Annotated in this window: 15 protein-coding genes; 8 read left to right on the forward strand and 7 right to left on the reverse strand. The window is 63.1% G+C overall.

What is annotated here, in order from left to right:
* Positions 1–223: 223 nt before the first annotated feature.
* From RBH26_RS10810 to RBH26_RS10820, 3 genes are all read right to left on the reverse strand, one after another.
* Entirely contained in the window at positions 224–706 is a 483-nt protein-coding gene (locus tag RBH26_RS10810) for a DapH/DapD/GlmU-related protein (protein WP_306758281.1), read from the reverse strand.
* A gap of 94 nt (positions 707–800) precedes the next feature.
* Positions 801–1,793 carry an MBL fold metallo-hydrolase gene (locus tag RBH26_RS10815; protein WP_306758282.1) on the reverse strand — a complete coding sequence of 331 codons (993 nt, stop codon included), beginning with the start codon at positions 1,791–1,793 and terminating at the stop codon, positions 801–803.
* 212 nt (positions 1,794–2,005) lie between these two features.
* The gene (locus tag RBH26_RS10820) at positions 2,006–2,485 is read right to left on the reverse strand and encodes a TRAM domain-containing protein (RefSeq protein WP_306758283.1); all 480 of its coding nucleotides are present in this window, start codon (positions 2,483–2,485) and stop codon (positions 2,006–2,008) included.
* A 205-nt stretch (positions 2,486–2,690) separates the two neighbouring features.
* Here RBH26_RS10820 and RBH26_RS10825 point away from each other — a divergent pair, with 205 nt between their 5' ends.
* From RBH26_RS10825 to RBH26_RS10835, 3 genes are all read left to right on the forward strand, one after another.
* On the forward strand, positions 2,691–3,482 hold the full coding sequence (locus RBH26_RS10825; protein ID WP_306758284.1) for an electron transfer flavoprotein subunit beta/FixA family protein: 792 nt from the start codon (positions 2,691–2,693) through the stop codon (positions 3,480–3,482).
* The gene (locus tag RBH26_RS10830; RefSeq protein ID WP_306758286.1) at positions 3,479–4,432 is read left to right on the forward strand and encodes an electron transfer flavoprotein subunit alpha/FixB family protein; all 954 of its coding nucleotides are present in this window, start codon (positions 3,479–3,481) and stop codon (positions 4,430–4,432) included. Before RBH26_RS10825 ends, RBH26_RS10830 begins: the two co-directional genes overlap by 4 nt.
* 208 nt (positions 4,433–4,640) lie before the next feature.
* The gene (locus RBH26_RS10835) at positions 4,641–5,483 is read left to right on the forward strand and encodes a polyprenyl synthetase family protein (protein ID WP_306758287.1); all 843 of its coding nucleotides are present in this window, start codon (positions 4,641–4,643) and stop codon (positions 5,481–5,483) included.
* 90 nt (positions 5,484–5,573) lie between these two features.
* On the opposite strand, the gene RBH26_RS10840 is transcribed toward RBH26_RS10835, so the two are convergent.
* Both RBH26_RS10840 and RBH26_RS10845 read right to left on the reverse strand, forming a co-directional pair.
* Positions 5,574–6,695 carry a DUF373 family protein gene (locus RBH26_RS10840; protein WP_306758289.1) on the reverse strand — a complete coding sequence of 374 codons (1,122 nt, stop codon included), beginning with the start codon at positions 6,693–6,695 and terminating at the stop codon, positions 5,574–5,576.
* Between the two features lie 162 nt (positions 6,696–6,857).
* Entirely contained in the window at positions 6,858–8,756 is a 1,899-nt protein-coding gene (locus RBH26_RS10845) for a PAS domain S-box protein (protein WP_306758290.1), read from the reverse strand.
* A 169-nt stretch (positions 8,757–8,925) separates the two neighbouring features.
* On the opposite strand from RBH26_RS10845, the gene RBH26_RS10850 reads away from it, so the two are divergent.
* Complete coding sequence (locus RBH26_RS10850; protein ID WP_306758292.1) at positions 8,926–9,921, forward strand: radical SAM protein; 996 nt, start codon at positions 8,926–8,928, stop codon at positions 9,919–9,921.
* Between the two features lie 109 nt (positions 9,922–10,030).
* Here the strand turns inward: RBH26_RS10850 and RBH26_RS10855 are convergent, their stop codons facing one another.
* Positions 10,031–11,149 (reverse strand): hypothetical protein, encoded by a 1,119-nt coding sequence (locus RBH26_RS10855; protein WP_306758293.1) that lies wholly within the window; start codon positions 11,147–11,149, stop codon positions 10,031–10,033.
* Between the two features lie 358 nt (positions 11,150–11,507).
* Here RBH26_RS10855 and RBH26_RS10860 point away from each other — a divergent pair, with 358 nt between their 5' ends.
* Positions 11,508–12,764 carry a hypothetical protein gene (locus RBH26_RS10860; RefSeq protein WP_306758294.1) on the forward strand — a complete coding sequence of 419 codons (1,257 nt, stop codon included), beginning with the start codon at positions 11,508–11,510 and terminating at the stop codon, positions 12,762–12,764.
* 54 nt (positions 12,765–12,818) lie between these two features.
* Positions 12,819–13,373, forward strand: coding sequence for a type IV pilin (locus RBH26_RS10865; protein ID WP_306758295.1), 555 nt, complete (start codon positions 12,819–12,821; stop codon positions 13,371–13,373).
* Between the two features lie 129 nt (positions 13,374–13,502).
* Here RBH26_RS10865 and RBH26_RS10870 read toward each other — a convergent pair whose 3' ends face one another.
* Positions 13,503–14,126 (reverse strand): methyltransferase domain-containing protein, encoded by a 624-nt coding sequence (locus tag RBH26_RS10870; RefSeq protein ID WP_306758297.1) that lies wholly within the window; start codon positions 14,124–14,126, stop codon positions 13,503–13,505.
* Between the two features lie 157 nt (positions 14,127–14,283).
* Between RBH26_RS10870 and ahaH the strand changes: the two genes are divergently transcribed.
* Together ahaH and RBH26_RS10880 are read left to right on the forward strand one after the other, a co-directional pair.
* The gene (gene ahaH / locus RBH26_RS10875; protein WP_306758298.1) at positions 14,284–14,616 is read left to right on the forward strand and encodes an ATP synthase archaeal subunit H; all 333 of its coding nucleotides are present in this window, start codon (positions 14,284–14,286) and stop codon (positions 14,614–14,616) included.
* Positions 14,603–16,804, forward strand: a complete 2,202-nt coding sequence (locus RBH26_RS10880) for a V-type ATP synthase subunit I (RefSeq protein WP_306758299.1) — start codon at positions 14,603–14,605, stop codon at positions 16,802–16,804. Before ahaH ends, RBH26_RS10880 begins: the two co-directional genes overlap by 14 nt.
* Positions 16,805–16,806: the final 2 nt, after the last annotated feature.

The raw sequence follows: 16,806 nt of genomic DNA on the forward strand, positions 1-16,806 counted from the left end.
AATATATTATCAAATCCGGCATCGGTCAGAACTACCATCGTAGACTTCCCTGAAATCCCATTCACGCCGGAGGAGTTCTTCAAACCCGTGCTCGAGAAAGACCGCATCGAGGATCGTCGGTCGTCTCGAGGTCGCACTCGACCAGCGGGACGGACACCGAATCCCCGTCCCGGGTGGTATTCACTCGACAAATGTCGTTGAACGAGCACCGAATCGAAGCGGGTCACCCGTCGAGCCACTCGGCCAGATCGACGATCCGCTGGGCGGGCGGCGAGCCGAGGACGACCCGTTCGGGACCGACATCGTCCGTGACGGCCGCTCCGGCCGCGATAACCGATCCCGCACCGATCTCGACGCCGGGGCCGACGACCGCACCGGCTCCGAGAAAGACGCCCTCGTGGAGGATGATTCGTTCGAAGACGTCGTTGCGGAAGGTCAGTCCCTCCTCGGTCAACTCGTGTGTCACTCCGACGACGCTACAGTTCGGCCCGATTTGGACGGTCGGCCCGAGTTCCGCGTTCTCGACGTACGACCCCGCGTTGATATCGACGCGATCGTCGATCCGGCACTTCTTGATCGAGGTCCGTTCGTACACTCGACAATCGTCGCCGATATCGGAGTCGTTGACGGTGACGTACTCGCGGATTTCCGCCCGCCCGACGTCCGATTCGACGACGCGCGCAGACTCGTCGATCGCTGCGGTCATAGCCCGACTCGGATCGCCGAATACGTTACCCTGCTGATTGTTTGAGTTCGGCGGCGATGCTCTCGGCGTCGATGTGATAATTAGAGGCGGACGATCAGTACTCGAGTACCCACCGCTGTTCGTCGGTTTCGGCCAGTTCGTCCGTGACGCCGTCGGCCAGCCGGTAGTCGGTCCCCTCGCGGACGACGGTCCCAGCCCGCTCTAGGTGCTCGAGGTGGGCGTACGATTCGCCGGGTCCATGGAGGATGTGGATGCTCTCGAGGTCGCCGAACAGGTCGGCACTGACCGTCCAGGTGTCACAGGGTCCGTGCCGATCGAGGGCGTCGAGCACCCGCCAGGCCCGTTCTTCGTGGTGGTCGATGATGTGCTGGGCCCGTGTGGCCGGCTCCTCGATCGGATCGCGATGTCCCGGCCACGCCAGGTCGTAGTCGGCGTCGACGATGCGCTGAAGCGCCCGGAGGTACTTCTCGAGTGGCCGATCGACGCGGACGTCGGCGCCGCCGACGTTCGGCGTGTAGACCGGCAACAGCGCGTCGCCGGAGAACACCACCCGCTGTCCGTCGTGGGTCGTTTCGAACGTACTAAGCCCCGCTGCGTGGCCCGACGTGTGGACGACCTCGAGAGTGCGTTCGCCGATCGAGAACGTCTCGCCGTCCGTAAACGTCGTGACCGTCGGCGCCTGTGGCGCCGTCTTGCCGTCGGCGAGCCGCTCGCGGAGCGCAGCCCGTTTCTCTTCGGGCATCCCCCATTCCTCGAAGTACGCCTCCTGGGTCTCTTCCATTGTGGCCCAGGCGTCCTCGTCCCCCTCCACGAGCGGAGCGTCGTCGGCGTGGACGTAGACGTCGGCGCCGCTCTCGGCCTGGATCGTCCCGGCCAGTCCGGTGTGATCGCCGTGCCAATGTGTGAGAAAGATCCGATCGACGTCGGCAAAGGTGAGACCGCGGTCCGCAAACGCGGCCTCGAGTTGCTCGCGCGTCGTCGCCATACCGTCGCCCGTATCGATCAGGACGACCTCTCGATCGTCCGCAAAGAGATACGCGTTGTTGTTGCCTTCGAACGCCGAGTTCGACAGCGAAAGCCGCTCCATGTCCTCTTCGCGCACGGGCGGGAAGAAAATCCTTCCGCCCGCGGCAGGGTTGCGTAACTGTAGAGCCTCGAGGTGATTGACAGCGCCGAACGTCGGTGATCGACGGCATCCGGACCGACCGGTGAATAGTCTCTCCGACAGTAGTAGACGTCAAGCGCTACAGAAACAGATCGGGAACGCGACGGACCGCGACGACTGCCCACGAGGTGGTGTTACGAGCCCCAGAAGTTCTCCCGACTGCCGAGTCGTTCACGGGATGTCTTATCCTCGTCTTCGTCTCCGTCTTCGCTTTCGTCGATGTCGGAGTCCGCCTCCGCCTCCGCCGTATCGGCCCCGTCGTCGGCTTCCTCGTCCGGATCCATCGGGAGCAGTTCGAGTTCCTCGGCTCGAGCGTGGTTGCTGTGGACCTGTGTGACCTCGACGCGAGCGCGGGCCTCGGGCAAGATGCCGTCGACCAGGACGATGAAGCCGTCCTCGGTCCGGCCAACGCCGGCTCCGCTTTCGTGCATGTCGACGACGTCGATGACGATCTCCTCGCCGGCCTTGACGGGCTGGGTCTGCAAGTCCTCGATGGGTTGATTGTAGTGGTTGCACCACTCCTTGCCGCCCCGGTCACCGTAGTGTTGACACCCCATTCCCGAGATCCGCTCGGAGAAACTCGGACAATCGTCGGCGAGTGGACAGTCAGCCATATCACGCACTACCAGCGGTGGCGTTAAACCGTTTCCGTCTTGCGACTCTAGTGGCGCAGAACCGGTAACGATGGAAAGTACTGTGTTGATACTGTAACCGCTGTAACCCGTACATCATTGACAGTAAAGACTGTTAAATAAACGATAGCGGTTTGAAAAGCCGTTTGGAAAAGGTTTACGGGGTAGACGTCGGCAGTAGTAGACGATGAAAATCCTCGTAACGGTCAAAGAAGTCGCGACCGTGGAAGACGAGTTCGAGATCGAGGGTACTGAGATCGCCGATCAGTACCTGGGTGCTGACTTAAACGAGTGGGACGACTACGCCGTCGAGGAAGCCGTCCAGCTCCAGGAGAACGGCGTCGCCGACGAAGTCGTCACGGTCACGATCGGGCCGGAAGACTGCGAACAGACCATCCGCCAGGCGCTGGCGAAGGGAGCCGACCGCGCGATCAGGGTCTGGGACGACTCACTCGCCGAGGCCGACCTGCTCGACGTCGGCGCGAAGACGGAGATCCTCAGCGCCGTCGTCGAGGCCGAAGACCCCGACCTCGTACTGACCGGCGTCCAGGCCGGCGACGATAGCTTCGGCGCGACCGGCGTCTCGCTGGCCGAGGAGATCGGCGCACAGTGGGGTGCCGTCGTCAACCACCTCGAGCACGATCTCGAGGACGGCGTCGCTTCCGTACGGCGCGAACTCGAGGGCGGCGTCGAGGAGCTCACCGAGATCGAACTCCCCGCCGTCCTGACGATCCAGACGGGGATCAACGAGCCTCGATACGCCAGCCTGCGCGGTATTCGACAGGCCCAGCGAAAGCCACTGGACGTCCAGAGCCTCGACGACCTGGGTGTCGAGGGAAGCGCCGTCGACTCCGAACTCGAGCTGACCGACATGTACGAGCCCGAAAGCGAAAGCGACGTCACCGTCTGGGAGGGCGGTGCCGACGAGACCGCTTCGGAGTTAGGTGAGCTGCTTCGCGAGAAGGGGGTGGCACCATGAGCGACGTTCTGGCAGTTACGGACCACCGACGCGGCGAACTGCGCGACGTCAGCTACGAGCTCATCACCGCGGGCCGTGAGCTTGCCGACGCGACCGGTGGCGCCCTCCACGTGGCGGTCATCAGCGGTACCGTCGACGAGTTCGCGGAGAAACTCGACCGTGAGGGCGTCGACACGATCCACACCGTCGACCACGGCGAGGAGTTCAACCACGACGTCTACACGCAGACGGTTACCCAGCTCTACGACGAACTCGCGCCCCAGTACGTGCTTGCACCTAACAGCGTCAACGGACTGGACTACGCCCCCGCCGTCGCCAACCAACTCGACCTGCCGATCGTCACCGACACCGTCGACCTCGAAGCCGACGGCGACAGCTTGACCGCCACCCGCGAGATGTACGGCGGCAAAGTCGAGACCACGGCCGAACTCTCCGGTGACGCCGTCGTCACGATCCGTGGCGCCGAGTGGCCTGCCGCAGAGGGCACCGGCGACGCCTCGATCGAGGCCTTCGACGTCGACATCGACGAGGACGCCGTCGGCTCCACCGTGACGGGATTCGAGGAGGTCGGCGGCGGCGACGTCGACATCAGCGAGGCCGACGTGCTCGTCTCCGTCGGTCGTGGGATCGAAGAAGAGGAGAATTTGGAGATCATCCGCGAACTGGCCGACGCACTCGACGCGACGGTCTCGTCCTCGCGGCCGATCGTCGACAACGGCTGGCTGCCGAAAAACCGGCAGGTCGGCCAGTCCGGCAAGGTCGTCACACCCGACGTCTACGTCGCGATCGGCATCTCGGGTGCCGTCCAGCACGTCGCCGGCATGAAAGGCTCCGATACGATCGTCGCGATCAACACCGACCCCAACGCGCCGATCATGGATATCGCCGACTACGCGATCGTCGACGACCTCTTCGACGTCGTCCCCGCGCTGACCGAAGAGTTCCAGTAAGTTCACCGCACTCGCTGCGCTCGTGCGGTCCTTTTTGCTCGAAGAACGGGCCAGCCGCGGCGAACCATCGGAACTCACGCAACTTTTGCGTACTCGAGTCCGGAACGTCACAGAACCAGTGATATTCCACACGTGAGCGGCCGTTCGGGCGGGCGGAGCTCGTTGTCGATCCGTCACCTACTTTTTACCCCCGTCCTAAGCGCTGCTAATGGATCGTCTGGAGCGTCGTCGGGCGCTGATCGAGGACCGTCTCGTCGAGGTAGTCGACGACCTCGAGCCGGACGCGCTGCGTAAGGAAGTGCGCCACACGACACTGTCGGGTGGGAAACGCGTCCGGCCAATGGTGACTGTGTTGGCGTGTGAGACCGTCGGGGGGACGGTCGAGGACGCAGTGGACTTCGGCGTCGGGATCGAACTCGTCCACAGCGCCTCGCTCGTGATCGACGACATCATCGACCGCTCGGAGCTCCGTCGGGGGACGACAAGCGCCTGGGCCGAGTTCGGCTACGGGCCGGCGATCGTCTCGAGCGACGGTCTGCTCGGGGAAGCCTTCGCGCTCTTCTCGTCGGATCCGGACGCCACACAGGTCGTCGCCGAGGCGATGGTCGAACTCGGGATCGGCGAGGCGACAGAGCTGTCGGCCGAGCCCGAAACCGAAGACGAGTATATGACCCTCGCCCGGCGCAAGACGGGCGCGCTGTTCCGTGCTGCCGCGGAGCTCGGTGCCATCGCTGCCGACTCGGATCCGATGACCGTCGAGGCACTGGGGGAGTACGCCGAACGGGTCGGTATCGCGTTCCAGATCCGGGACGACGTCCTGGACGCGATCGCCGACCCCGAAGCGCTCGGCAAGCCGACCGGCCACGACGCCGCCCTCGAGCGACCGTCGGTCGTTCAGGTAACCGACCTCACGCCCGAGGAGGCAAACGCCCGCGCCCGCGCCGAGTCCGACAGAGCGATCGACGCCCTAGACCGGGTCACGGTCGCCGATCCGGCAGCCAGGAACTATCTCGCCGAACTGGCGGAGTTCGTCGTCGAGCGCGAACGGTAGCGGCACCGTCGGTTCGGTCCCGGACGGATTCCCGGTCTTCCACCCGCAGTCGATCGCAGCGACGCCGGCACCGACGGACAGCGGTCCGTCTCAAGCGCTGTCGGTTCGGGGCGTCTCGCCGGCGTCGTCGCCGTCGCCGTCGGAATACCGCGATTCGACGACGGCGAAGACGAGCGTGCTCGCGATCCCGAGCAGGGTACCGACCGTCAGCGCCGTCGCGAGATAGCTGATCCCGGCCTCGTCCAGGAAGAACGCGCTCACCGCGTGGAGGACGATCGCAATCGAGAGCACGTAGAAGGGCGCGTTGAGATAGCGCCACTCGAGAGAGCCGGCGATGTACTCGTCGGTGATCTGGCCGAGGCTGGTCGTGACGCCGGCAGCGGCAATCCACTGAACCGACCCGTAGACGAGCGCGGCGAGCATGACCGGAGCGCCGACCTCGCCGCCCGCTGACTCCTGGACGCTCTCGAGCGTGTTCACTCCGCTGACCCCGCCGAGGACGAACAACGCGGCAGCGACGACGTAGGCGAGGAGGGTCGTCCGACCGGCGTACAGCGAGCGACGGGCGCGCTCGACGGCCTCGTCGAGGCGCTTGCCGAGTCCGAGCCCCCGTGAGATGAGATACAGTCCAAGCAGCGCAGAGGTCGTCCCGATGACGAATCCGGGCATCTCGAGGGCGCTCCCGATCAGTGCGAGCGGGTAGATCAACAGGAGAATCCCCAGCGGGATGAGGACCGTCCCCCGCGTCTCCGGATCGTCGAGGACCTGTTTGATCGTATAGTACATCGACTCCAGATTCTGTGCCTGCCGGACGACGACGCGGCGGACGCCGTCGATAGGGACCCTCGAGCGGATGATCGGAATGACGGACTCGTCCTGTGCACCGTCGGTGACGACCAGCGCGGTGACGTCCTCGGCCGTCGAGAGATTCGCAAGGACGGTATCGACCTCGTCGCCGACTTCGCGGTTTGCCTTGACGTCGCCCTCGTCGTTACCGGTGACGACGGCGACCTCGACGCTCTCGTCGCGATCGGCCAGGTCGTCGTAGATGTGGATTCCCTGAAAGATTACGTTGACGTCGGAGTCCTCCGGGTCCGCGGTCGCGAGCGCGACGGCTGCCTCCTCGACGGCTTCGCGGCCGATAACCGGCGTCGAGAACCCAGTTTTGCGACCGAGGTCGTCGTCAAGGTCGACACAGAGGACCAGCAGCATCTGTCGAACGTTCGACCGCGGGGTATTTCCATCTTCTGGGGACGACAGAATTCGACGGTCGTCCCTTCGCGATCGTCTGTGGGTGTGGCGGGACTGATGTAGTCAGTGAACACTCGACCGCGTCTCGTGGGTCGTCGCTATCGACGACCGCTCGAGTGAACGTCAGTCGACAGATACGCTTTCGCTGCGGTCGATCGAGGGCCGTTCGTCGAGAAACGTCACGTCCCGGATCTCGAATCGGGCGCCGCCATCACGACTCTCACATGCGGTGACACTCCAGCCGTGGGCCGCCGCGATCTCCGCGACGATTCCCAGTCCGAACCCGGTGCCGTCGTTGGTGGTCGTGTGTCCGAACGCGAAGACGTCCTCCGGATCGGACTCGAACCCGGTTCCGTCGTCGGCGACGTAAAACCCCGATCCGGATTCGCCGTCAGCGTCACCCTCGAGACGTCCAACAGAGACGGTGACGGCCGGCTCCGGGGCGTTCTCGACACCGTGTTCCGCTGCGTTTCGAAACAGATTCTCGAGCAACGCTCGGAGGCGTCCCTCGTCGGCGCTGACCGTCCCCTCGATCGAACACACGAGCGTCGCACCGTCGGTGTCGACGGCCGACCAGGCCTCGCGGACGAGTCGCGAGAGCGCGACCGGCTCCCGGTCGCCGACCGTCCGTCCATGGCGAGCAAGCGACAGCAGGTTCTCGATCAGATCGTCCATCCGCTCGAGTGACTGTCGAAGCTGTTCGAGCGACTCGCCGTCGTCGGCCGGACACGCCTCTTCGTGAAGCGTCAGTCGTCCCTTGGCGACGTTTAACGGATTGCGCAGATCGTGACTGACGACGCTGGTGAACTCGGCTAACCGCTCGTTCTGACGCTCGAGTTCGCGCTGGTATCGACGCTGCTTGGTCGTATCGCGGATCGCGTGAATCGTTCCCGTAAACTCCCCGTCCTCGAGCGGCAGGAGTGTGGTGTGGACGTCGTGGATGCGCTCCTGACCGTCGGCGGTCCGAAATCGAACGTCGTACGTCGCACACTCCTTATCGACCGACGAGGAGAGGAGCTTCCGGACCTCGTCGGTGTACGTGGCTTTGACGCGCTCGTGGTAATAGCCCCGATCGATGAGGTCCGGGAACGACATCCCGAGCAGCTCGTCGGCGTCCTCGGCGAAGGCGTCGGCGAACTCGTCGTTGAGCCAGGTGATGGTCGCGTCCGCATCGAGAACGAAGAGGGAGACCGGTGCGAGCGCTGTGATCCGCTCGTACTGTGCGAGTTCGCGTTCTCGGCGTTTTCGCTCGGTGACGTCGCGGACGACGGCCGTCGAGCCGGCGAACTCGCCATCGTCGTCGGTGAGAACGGTCACGTTCGCCTCGCCGACGCGTCGCTCGCCGTCGTCCGTCTCGACGGTGAACTCGAACCGATCCGACTCGGCGTCGCTGGTATAGAGGCGGTGGACGACTTTGGCACCCCGCTCGAACGATTCCCGGCTGAGGAACTCGACGATGTGCTCGCCGACGAGCCGGTCCCGGGCAACATCGACTAACTCACAGAAGGCGTCGTTGGCGATCGTACAGCAGCCGTCCTCGTCGAGGACGTACATCGGATCGTCGACCGTCTCGACGAGCGTCCGGTATCCTTCGAGTTCGCGTTCCTTCTCGCGTCGAGTACGGTCCCGACGGCGTTTCTCGATAGCGGTCTCGATCCGGTCAGCGAGGACGGTGTACTGATCCGTTCCCGACCCCTTCCGGAGGTAGTCGGTGACGCCGGCTGAGATCGCCTCGCTTGCGAGCTCCTCGCTTCCTGCCTCGAGAAACAGGATAAACGGGAGCTCTGATCCGGACTCGCGTTCGCGGACCGACTCGAGGAGTTCGAGGCCGTCCATCCTCGGCAGTTCGTACTCGCTGACGAGACAGTCGACGTCGTCCCGATCCAACCGTGAGAGCGCCTCACGGCCGCTTCTCGCTGTCGTCACCTCGAGGCCAGTGCCGGTTCGCTCGAGGACGGCAGCCGCCACCGAGCGAATCTCCGGGTTGGCGTCGACGTAGAGAACGGTGGTCCCGGGCGACATCTACTGCCGTTTTTTTAGTGAGCACCGTATATAGTATGCCGGGTGCCCGAACCACGTCTCGGATCCGTCAGCTCGTCGACGGGGCCACCGACCGGCCCTACGGGAGCGTCTCGCGTAGGCCTCTCCGTTTCGCACGGCTTTTGTGAGTCGGGCCAGTACGTACGTTCGAATGATCTCGAAGGGCTGTGAGCAGTGCGCGAAAGGCGGGAAGATGGTGCTGTTCGTATACGGATACTGTGATCAGCGCGACTGCTTTTACTGCCCACTCGGCGAGAACCGAAAGAACGTCACGGACGTCTACGCCAACGAACGGCTCGTCGAGACCGACGAGGACGTCATAGAGGAGGCCCACCGGATGGACGCGCTGGGGACGTCGATCACCGGCGGCGAACCCCAGGAGGCCCTCGGCCGGACCTGCCACTATCTCGAACTGCTCAAAGACGAGTTCGGCGAAGACCACCACACCCACCTCTATACGGGAATCACGGGCGGCCGCGAGAACATGCGCCGCCTCTCGGAGGCCGGCTTAGACGAGATTCGCTTCCACCCGCCGTACGAACTGTGGGGCGACCTCCACGGCACCGAGTGGGAGGACATTCTCTATATCGCCCGGGAGGAGGGGCTGACCCCCGCATTCGAGATTCCCGGCATCCGCGCCGAGGAGGAGTTCCTCGAGTTTTTAGACGAGGGCGCCGCTGACTTCTGTAACGTCAACGAGTTCGAGATGTCCCAGGGCAACTATCGCCGGATGCAAGAACAGGGGTTCGAACTCAAAGAAGACCACATGAGCGCCGTCGACGGCTCCCGCGAGGAGATCCTCGAGGTGATGGGTGACCACGAACGGGTCTACTTCTGTACCTCCGTCTTCAAGGACGCCGCCCAGCACCGTCGCCGCCTGAAACGCATGGCCCGCAACATCCGCCGCGAGTTCGACGACATCACCGACGACGGCACGCTCGTCTACGGCAAGACCTCCGCCGACCCCGAGCGCTTCGTCGAACTCGGCGTCCCCGAGGAGTTCTACACCGTCAAATCCGACCACGTCGAAATCGCCTGGTGGCTCTTAGAGGAGATGATCGAGGAAGGCGACCTCGAGGACGGCGAGATCGTCGAGCAGTATCCGACCTACGACGGACAGGTAGTCGAGCGGACCCCCCTAGCGTGAAGGCCACGAGCGGCTGATACAGACTGCTGTACGGACGGTTCTCGATACCGATTTACGGACACGACCCTCTCACACAGACGACTCTCTGAACTCGGTACAGCAGTCCGTATCACTCGATCTCGGTCGGCTCCACTTCCGGGAGCGTAATGAGGTTTTCCCGACCGATACGGAGTTTCTCGATATCGCCTTCGTCGTCCATCTGAGAGAGGAGTTGTGAGACTTTGGCGTCCGACCAGCCAGTTTCCGCGACGATCGCTGCCTGCTTCATTCGGCCGCCGTTTCGCTTGAGCAGACGGAGAACACGCTCTTCGTCGCTCAATAGCTCCGGATCGATCTCGTTGTCGATCCCCTCTTTGAATTCGAGTTCCGTTCCGGTCGCCGCGTCGCTGCTGGTCCCCGTCGTTTCTGGAGGCGAATCGACGTCACGGCGCCGATCGACGTCGGCTTTCCGTCCGTCACCGCCAGCAGACGAACCCGACCGAGGACGTCCACCGGCGAAATCGCGAACACGGTCGAGTGGTTCGGGGAGATCAGCATCGGTACCGCGACGTATGAGGAAGAACACACCAACCACAACGCCGATTACGAGCACGGCAAGACCGCCTCCCAGCACGGTAGAAAGATCGATACCGCCGTCTCCACCCCCGCTCTGGACGAAGATGATCTCGAGTTCGTCCTCGGTAAACTCGTATGGGCCGTCCCACTCGAGTTGAGTCGGCGTCTCGAGGGCGTAGTCGTCCGGATACTCGATGACAAGACGCTGGTCAGCACTCAACGAAAGCCAAACACCGTAGGGAGTGTCGAACGTGTCGCCGACGTAGAGACGGTCGTTTTCGGCGGTCGCGAAGTTAGTCCAGGTGACCGAGTAACTGATCACGCCGACGTGTAACTGGTCGTCGTCTTCTATGTCGGCCGACTCGGTGTCGACGATCGGATCGTCTTCCGCTGGCTGGACGCGTGGGTCGTCCCATCTCGCGTTTTCGATCGACATCTCGCGATCGGTTCGGTCCGCGGCGTCGCTTGCACGTGCTTCGAACCACTGTCGATCGTACGCGACGTTTCGCTCACCGGCCGTGACGCGCTCGGCCCAGTCGTCGAAATCGTCGATATCGTCGTCGTCGGTCAAGAGAAACCGGCTCTCGATAGTCCACTGGGCGTCACCGGACTCGTCGATAGAGACGCGAATTACCTGTTTCGGATCTGGTTCCGCCGACGAGCTAGTCGACATAAGAGACGGAGTAGACGACGCCGGAGTAGCCGTTTGTACGGACATTCCACTCCCCGACTCGAGCGAGGGCTGTGCCGAACCGGCCGGCGGTGGCTCGGACGCACCACCCGGCGCTGACGGAGCGGCGGCCACCGCCCCCACGAGAGACGTCGCGAGGAGGACTGTGAGGGCGACTGTAACGGCGGTGAATAACCGCATACGTATCAACGGGTGGTTTCCCCGGGGAAAAAACACTTTCCATCGGAAAATAAACGGTTACTTTTGGCTGTAAATGCGGCTATTAGCCGCTTTCGACGCCGTTTTCGAACGTACAGTTCGTGCGACCAGTTTTTGTATCAGGAGCCCATAGGGTGGGCCGATGAATAACGCGATCCCCGCTTTTTTCGCCACGATACTCGTGGCGTCACTGCTTGCGATACCTGTCGTCTCTTCGGGTCCGACGGCTGGTCCCGCGGCACAGGTGGATCTGAATGCTTCCTACCATCACACACACTCCGAGCAAGAAACGCCGGTCGAGGTCGACGACACGACGAACCGGCTTCCGCTGATCGGCGAGATCAGAGATGAACGAGCCGAATACGGTTCTGACTTGGGCGTCTCGCTTGCCAGCAGCGATAGCCAGCTCCGGGTCGACCACGCTCAGTATACGCTCGTCGAACGGGAGTTCGACGACGCGTCGGACGCCGAACGCGAAGAGATGGTTCGGTCGGCGTACAACGATATTCTCGATCGAATCGAAGCGATCGAAGACAGAGAAGAGGAGGCGGTTCTCGCTCACGCTAGGGGGGATCTGACGGACAGAGAGCTCATCCAGACGCTATTACGGAACCAAGACGAGGCAGCAGCGCTCGAAAACGCACTCGACGATCTCACCGAAGAGCGAACGCCGAGAATTGACGGCTACGATCTCTCGTATCAGCAAATCGGAGCCGACAAAACGGTTCTCGACCTGCATCAGACATCGATCCGCTCGAGCCTCGAACAGGCGGCGAAGGCACCCGATCAGGAGGTCGACGTCAGGGTTCGCACGGCACAGAAAGATGATGACGTGATCGGGTACAGCCTCTCGACGATCGAACAAGGTACGTACGTTCGTGAGACGGTTCGCTTCGACAACCGTCGGTCGCTGGCCGTGCCGGACGACTTCGAGGATAGCACCAACTCCGAAACCATGGCGTACGCGACCGATCGATACCCGTGGGCTGGTGAAGAGCAAGGCTGGTCGTGGTACTCCGACCAAAGTAACCGGAATCTCTACGTACTGTCCATGGAGCGCGACCAGAACCAGCTCGAGGTCTATCTCGACGGCGGCGCTGGTGAAGTCTACCGCGAATACCAGGAGCTCTCGGTCGAGTCACTACCAGCGGACGACGTCGAAACGTGGACCGACGGAAGTCTCGAACTCGAACTGACGACGACGCCTGCGAACGGGCCGGCAGAAATTACTGTGACCGACGCCGAGTCCAACGAATCGGTTGAGGCGACGGTCCTGGCCGATGGAACCGAAGTCGGAACGACAGGTACCGACGGGACGCTGTGGTTTATCCCGCCGCTCGGTGACTACGAGCTCACGGTCGAGACGGACACCGAAGACGTGACCGTCTCGGTCGAGTAGCTGCGATTTCGATCCACCGAACCTTTATCCGGGAACGAGCGGCCAGCAGCGTGCGTGTGTCTTCGTTCGCGTGCTCGTCGAGTCGGAGCCGGATTTCGAAAACACAGTGACAGCTGTTGTGACGACGGCCGCCGTCGGTCCACGAACCAGGATCGAGGGATCGCTCCACTCGTCGGGACGCTCCTCTTGCTCGCGATCACACTCCTGTTGGCGACGGCCATCGTGGTCAGTGTCGGAGCGTGGTCGATGGAGTCACCCGCCCCGACTGCAACGTTCGGACTGACGGTCGACGGTGACCGATCGACGATCACTGTCGAGCACCGTAGCGGTGATCCGATCGACGTCACCGAACTCGAGGTCCGCGTCGCCGTCGAAGACGAGTCACTCGAGCACCAGCCGCCGGTTCCGTTCGTCGGCGCCGACGGCTATCGTGGGACGCCGAGCGGGCCGTTCAATCCAGAAGCCGACGCCGAGTGGCGAGCCGGCGAGCGAGCGACGCTGCGCGTCGCCGAGACGAACACGCCGACGATCCAGACGGGCGATACGGTAACGGTGACGCTCGTCGTCGACGGGACGGTCGTCGCGGATCTCGAGGCATCAGCAAACTGAACGCGACGAAACGAATGCCGGTCGATCAGCACGGAGAAAAATTACGACGCTTACCGCTGCCCTACATTGCACTCGTAACGACGGGTCGTGCTTTCGAGGAACAGCGTAAAACAGACGGGAGATACCGACTTACTCGGGTGCGCGTCCGATCGTCGTAATCGCTACGTCGGGATCGTACGACGGTCCCTGGAACATGTGTTTGACGTCCTCGAAGCCGGCCCGTTTGAACATGCGGTCGGCCTCGTACTCGTCGTAAAAGAGCATGATCGAGTCGGCCAGCTTCTGTGCGAGGAAACTGTCGGGGTAGTTCGGCCCGACGACGAGTACCTGGCCGCCGGGTTTCAACACGCGGCGAAACTCCCGCAGTGCGAGGATCGGGTTCGGCCAGTACTCGATCGATCCCGAGGACCAGACGACGTCGAACGTGTCGGTCGCGAAGGGCAGTCGTTCGGCGTCGCCGCGGTGGAAGTGTACCGGCGGGCCGCGTTTCCCAAACTTCTCGTAGGCCTGCTCGAGTTGGTGTTCGCTCTGGTCGACGGCGTACACTTCGTCGACGTGTTCGAGCAGTCCTTCGGTCGCGAAACCGGTGCCACAGCCGACGTCTAACACCCGCATATCGGACTCGAGGTCGAGGAGGGAAAGCGCCTCGGCGCGCATCTCTTCGTTCCAGATAAATGGGTTGACCTGATCGTAGACCTTCGAGAGGTACTTATAGAACAGTCGGGCCCGGGCCTTGTGCTCGAGGATTCCCATGCGTGACCGCTTTCGAGCGAACCGGGATAATGTCTGCTGTTCGGCCCGATCACGCGACGAACGATCGACAGCACGCGGCCGGTTCGATCGAAGTGCTACTGGCCGACTATCGCAACTACCATATACGCGCTCTCGCAAAGTTTCAAGCGCTTAGAGTATGCCGAGGCCAGAGGTTCTCGAACGAATACAGTCGGCGGAGGAGGAAGCCGACGAGATCGTCGCATTGGCAGAGAACGACCGCGACGAGCGAATAGCCGAGGCCCGGGAGCGTGCCGAGGAAATTCGCACGGAAGCGGAACAAGAAGCGAGCGAACTCAAAGAGCGCCGCCTCGAGGAGGCGCGCGCGGAGATCGACGAGGAGTGCGAACGCGTCCTCGAGGAGGGCGAGCAGGAACGCGAAGCCCTCGCGGAGCGCGCCCAGGACCGGGTCGACGAAGTGACCGACCACGTCGTCGAACTGTTCCAGGAGGACGTCCATGCTCAGACCTAAGCAGATGAGCAAGGTCTCGGTGACCGGCTCTACGGGCGTCATGCCCACGGTCATCGAGACGATCCACGAGATGAACCTGGTTCATCTCTCGGACTACGACGGCTCCTGGGACGGGTTCGACAACGGAAACCCGATCGAGGGCGCCGACGAGGCGTCCGAGAAGCTGGTGACCGTTCGCGCCCTCGAGAGCACCCTGGAGCTGTCGGCCGAGGAGGCCGAACCAGGATCCCTCGAAGACGGTTGGGAGGATCGCTTAGAAGAGATCCGGACCCGCGTCAACGAACTCGACGACAAGCGCAGCGAGATCCGAGAGGAGCTCCGACAGGTCGAGGATCGGATCGACCGCGTCGCGCCGTTTGCGGAGCTCGGGATCGACCTCGATCTCCTCTCCGGATACGAGACCGTCGACGTCGTCGTCGGCGACGGGCCGACCGACGCGATCGAGGAGGCGCTTGCGGCGTCGGACGACGTCCGCGCCTTCGAGACGTTTACCGGCGGTGACGTCGTGGCCGTCGTGGCCGCGCCCACCGAGGACGCCGACGACCCGATCGACGACGCGCTCGTCGGCGTCGAGTTCAACCGCCATGAAGTACCGGACACCGAACAGAGTCCGAACGCGTACGTCGACGAACTCGAGGGGCGCAAGCAGGAACTCGAGTACGAACTCGAGGAGATCGACGCGGAACTCGAGGAGATCGAGCGCTCGGAGGGCCCGTTCCTCCTGCGCGTCGAGGAAGAGCTGACCGTCGAGGTCCAGCAGGCCGAAGCCCCCCTGCAGTTCGCGACGACCGATCACGCGTTCATCGCGGAGGGATGGGTTCCCGCCGAGGAGTACGACCGTCTCCTCGCCAAACTGAACGACGCGGTCGGTGACAGCGTCGAGGTCGAAGAGCTCGAGCGTGCGAGCTACGACCGCCACGGCCAGACACACACCGAAGACGTCCACCAGGGGACCCAGGACGCCAAAGACGACGAGGAGACGGCGGCCGAAGCCGACTCCTCACAGCAGAAGGCCGTCACGGACGGCGGCACGGCGGTGACGATGGACAACCAGCCGCCGACGATTCAGGATAACCCGAAAGGATCGAAATCGTTCGAGACGCTGGTGAAGGCAGTCAACCGGCCGAAGTACAACGAACTCGATCCGACCATCTTCCTGTGGCTGACGTTCCCGCTGTTCTTCGGTTTCATGATCAGCGACGTCGGCTACGGGCTCCTGTACGTGCTGGTCGGATACTACATGTACAGCAGCTTCGAGAGCCCCGGGATCTCGAGTCTCGGCGGCGTTGCGATGTGGTGTGGTGCGCTGACGATCTTCTTCGGCATCCTGTTCGGAGAGTTCTTCGGCCTCCACGAGCTGGGGTATATGATCTTCGGTGACGGCGGCGCCCCGATGGGAGACAAGGGTCTCTCACCGGCGACGACTGACTACGTCAACGCGTGGCTGATCGTCGCGGTCGCGCTGGGCGTGCTCCACCTGAACATCGGTTGGATCCTCGACTTCGTCGAGAACATCCAACATGGCCACGGTCTCTGGGGTGCGATCACCCACAGCGGCTCGTGGCTCCTGATGCTCAACGGCATCTGGGTGTGGGTGTTCACCGAGCAGGCCGCAGGCGTCAAGCCTGACTTCATCTACACCACGTTCGACGGCCAGCCGTTCGCCTTCGGATTCGACGGGTTCGGCATGATGAGCCTGTTCTCCGTCGGCGGATTCGAGGTGACGGCTCCGCTCGTGGCCATCCTGCTCGGGTTCGCGCTGCTTGCGGTCGGTGACGCAGCCGAACTCGCCGAGTTCGCGATGCCGTTCGCTCACGCCGTCTCTTACGCACGGATGACCGCCGTCCTGCTCGCAAAGGGTGGGATGGCGTTCGTCGTCAACCTGCTCACCTTCGGGGCCTACCAGACTCCCGAGGGTGCCCGACCGTTCGACGCCCCATGGAACGTCATTCCCGAAGGCTCGACCGAGATGTTCCCCGGCCTGTTCCACATGGGTCCCGCCGAGTTCCTCGTCGGGATCGTCGTGCTGGTCGTCGGCCACATCCTGGTCCTGTTGCTTGGTATCACGAGCGCAGGATTGCAGGGTGTCAGGCTCGAGTACGTCGAGTTCTTTGGGAAGTTTTATGAAGGCGGTGGAAAGAACTACGAACCGTTCGGAAACGATCGAAACCACAGTGAGGATTACTAACA

Source organism: Natronolimnohabitans sp. A-GB9, assembly GCF_030848565.1.
GTDB lineage: Archaea > Halobacteriota > Halobacteria > Halobacteriales > Natrialbaceae > Natronolimnohabitans.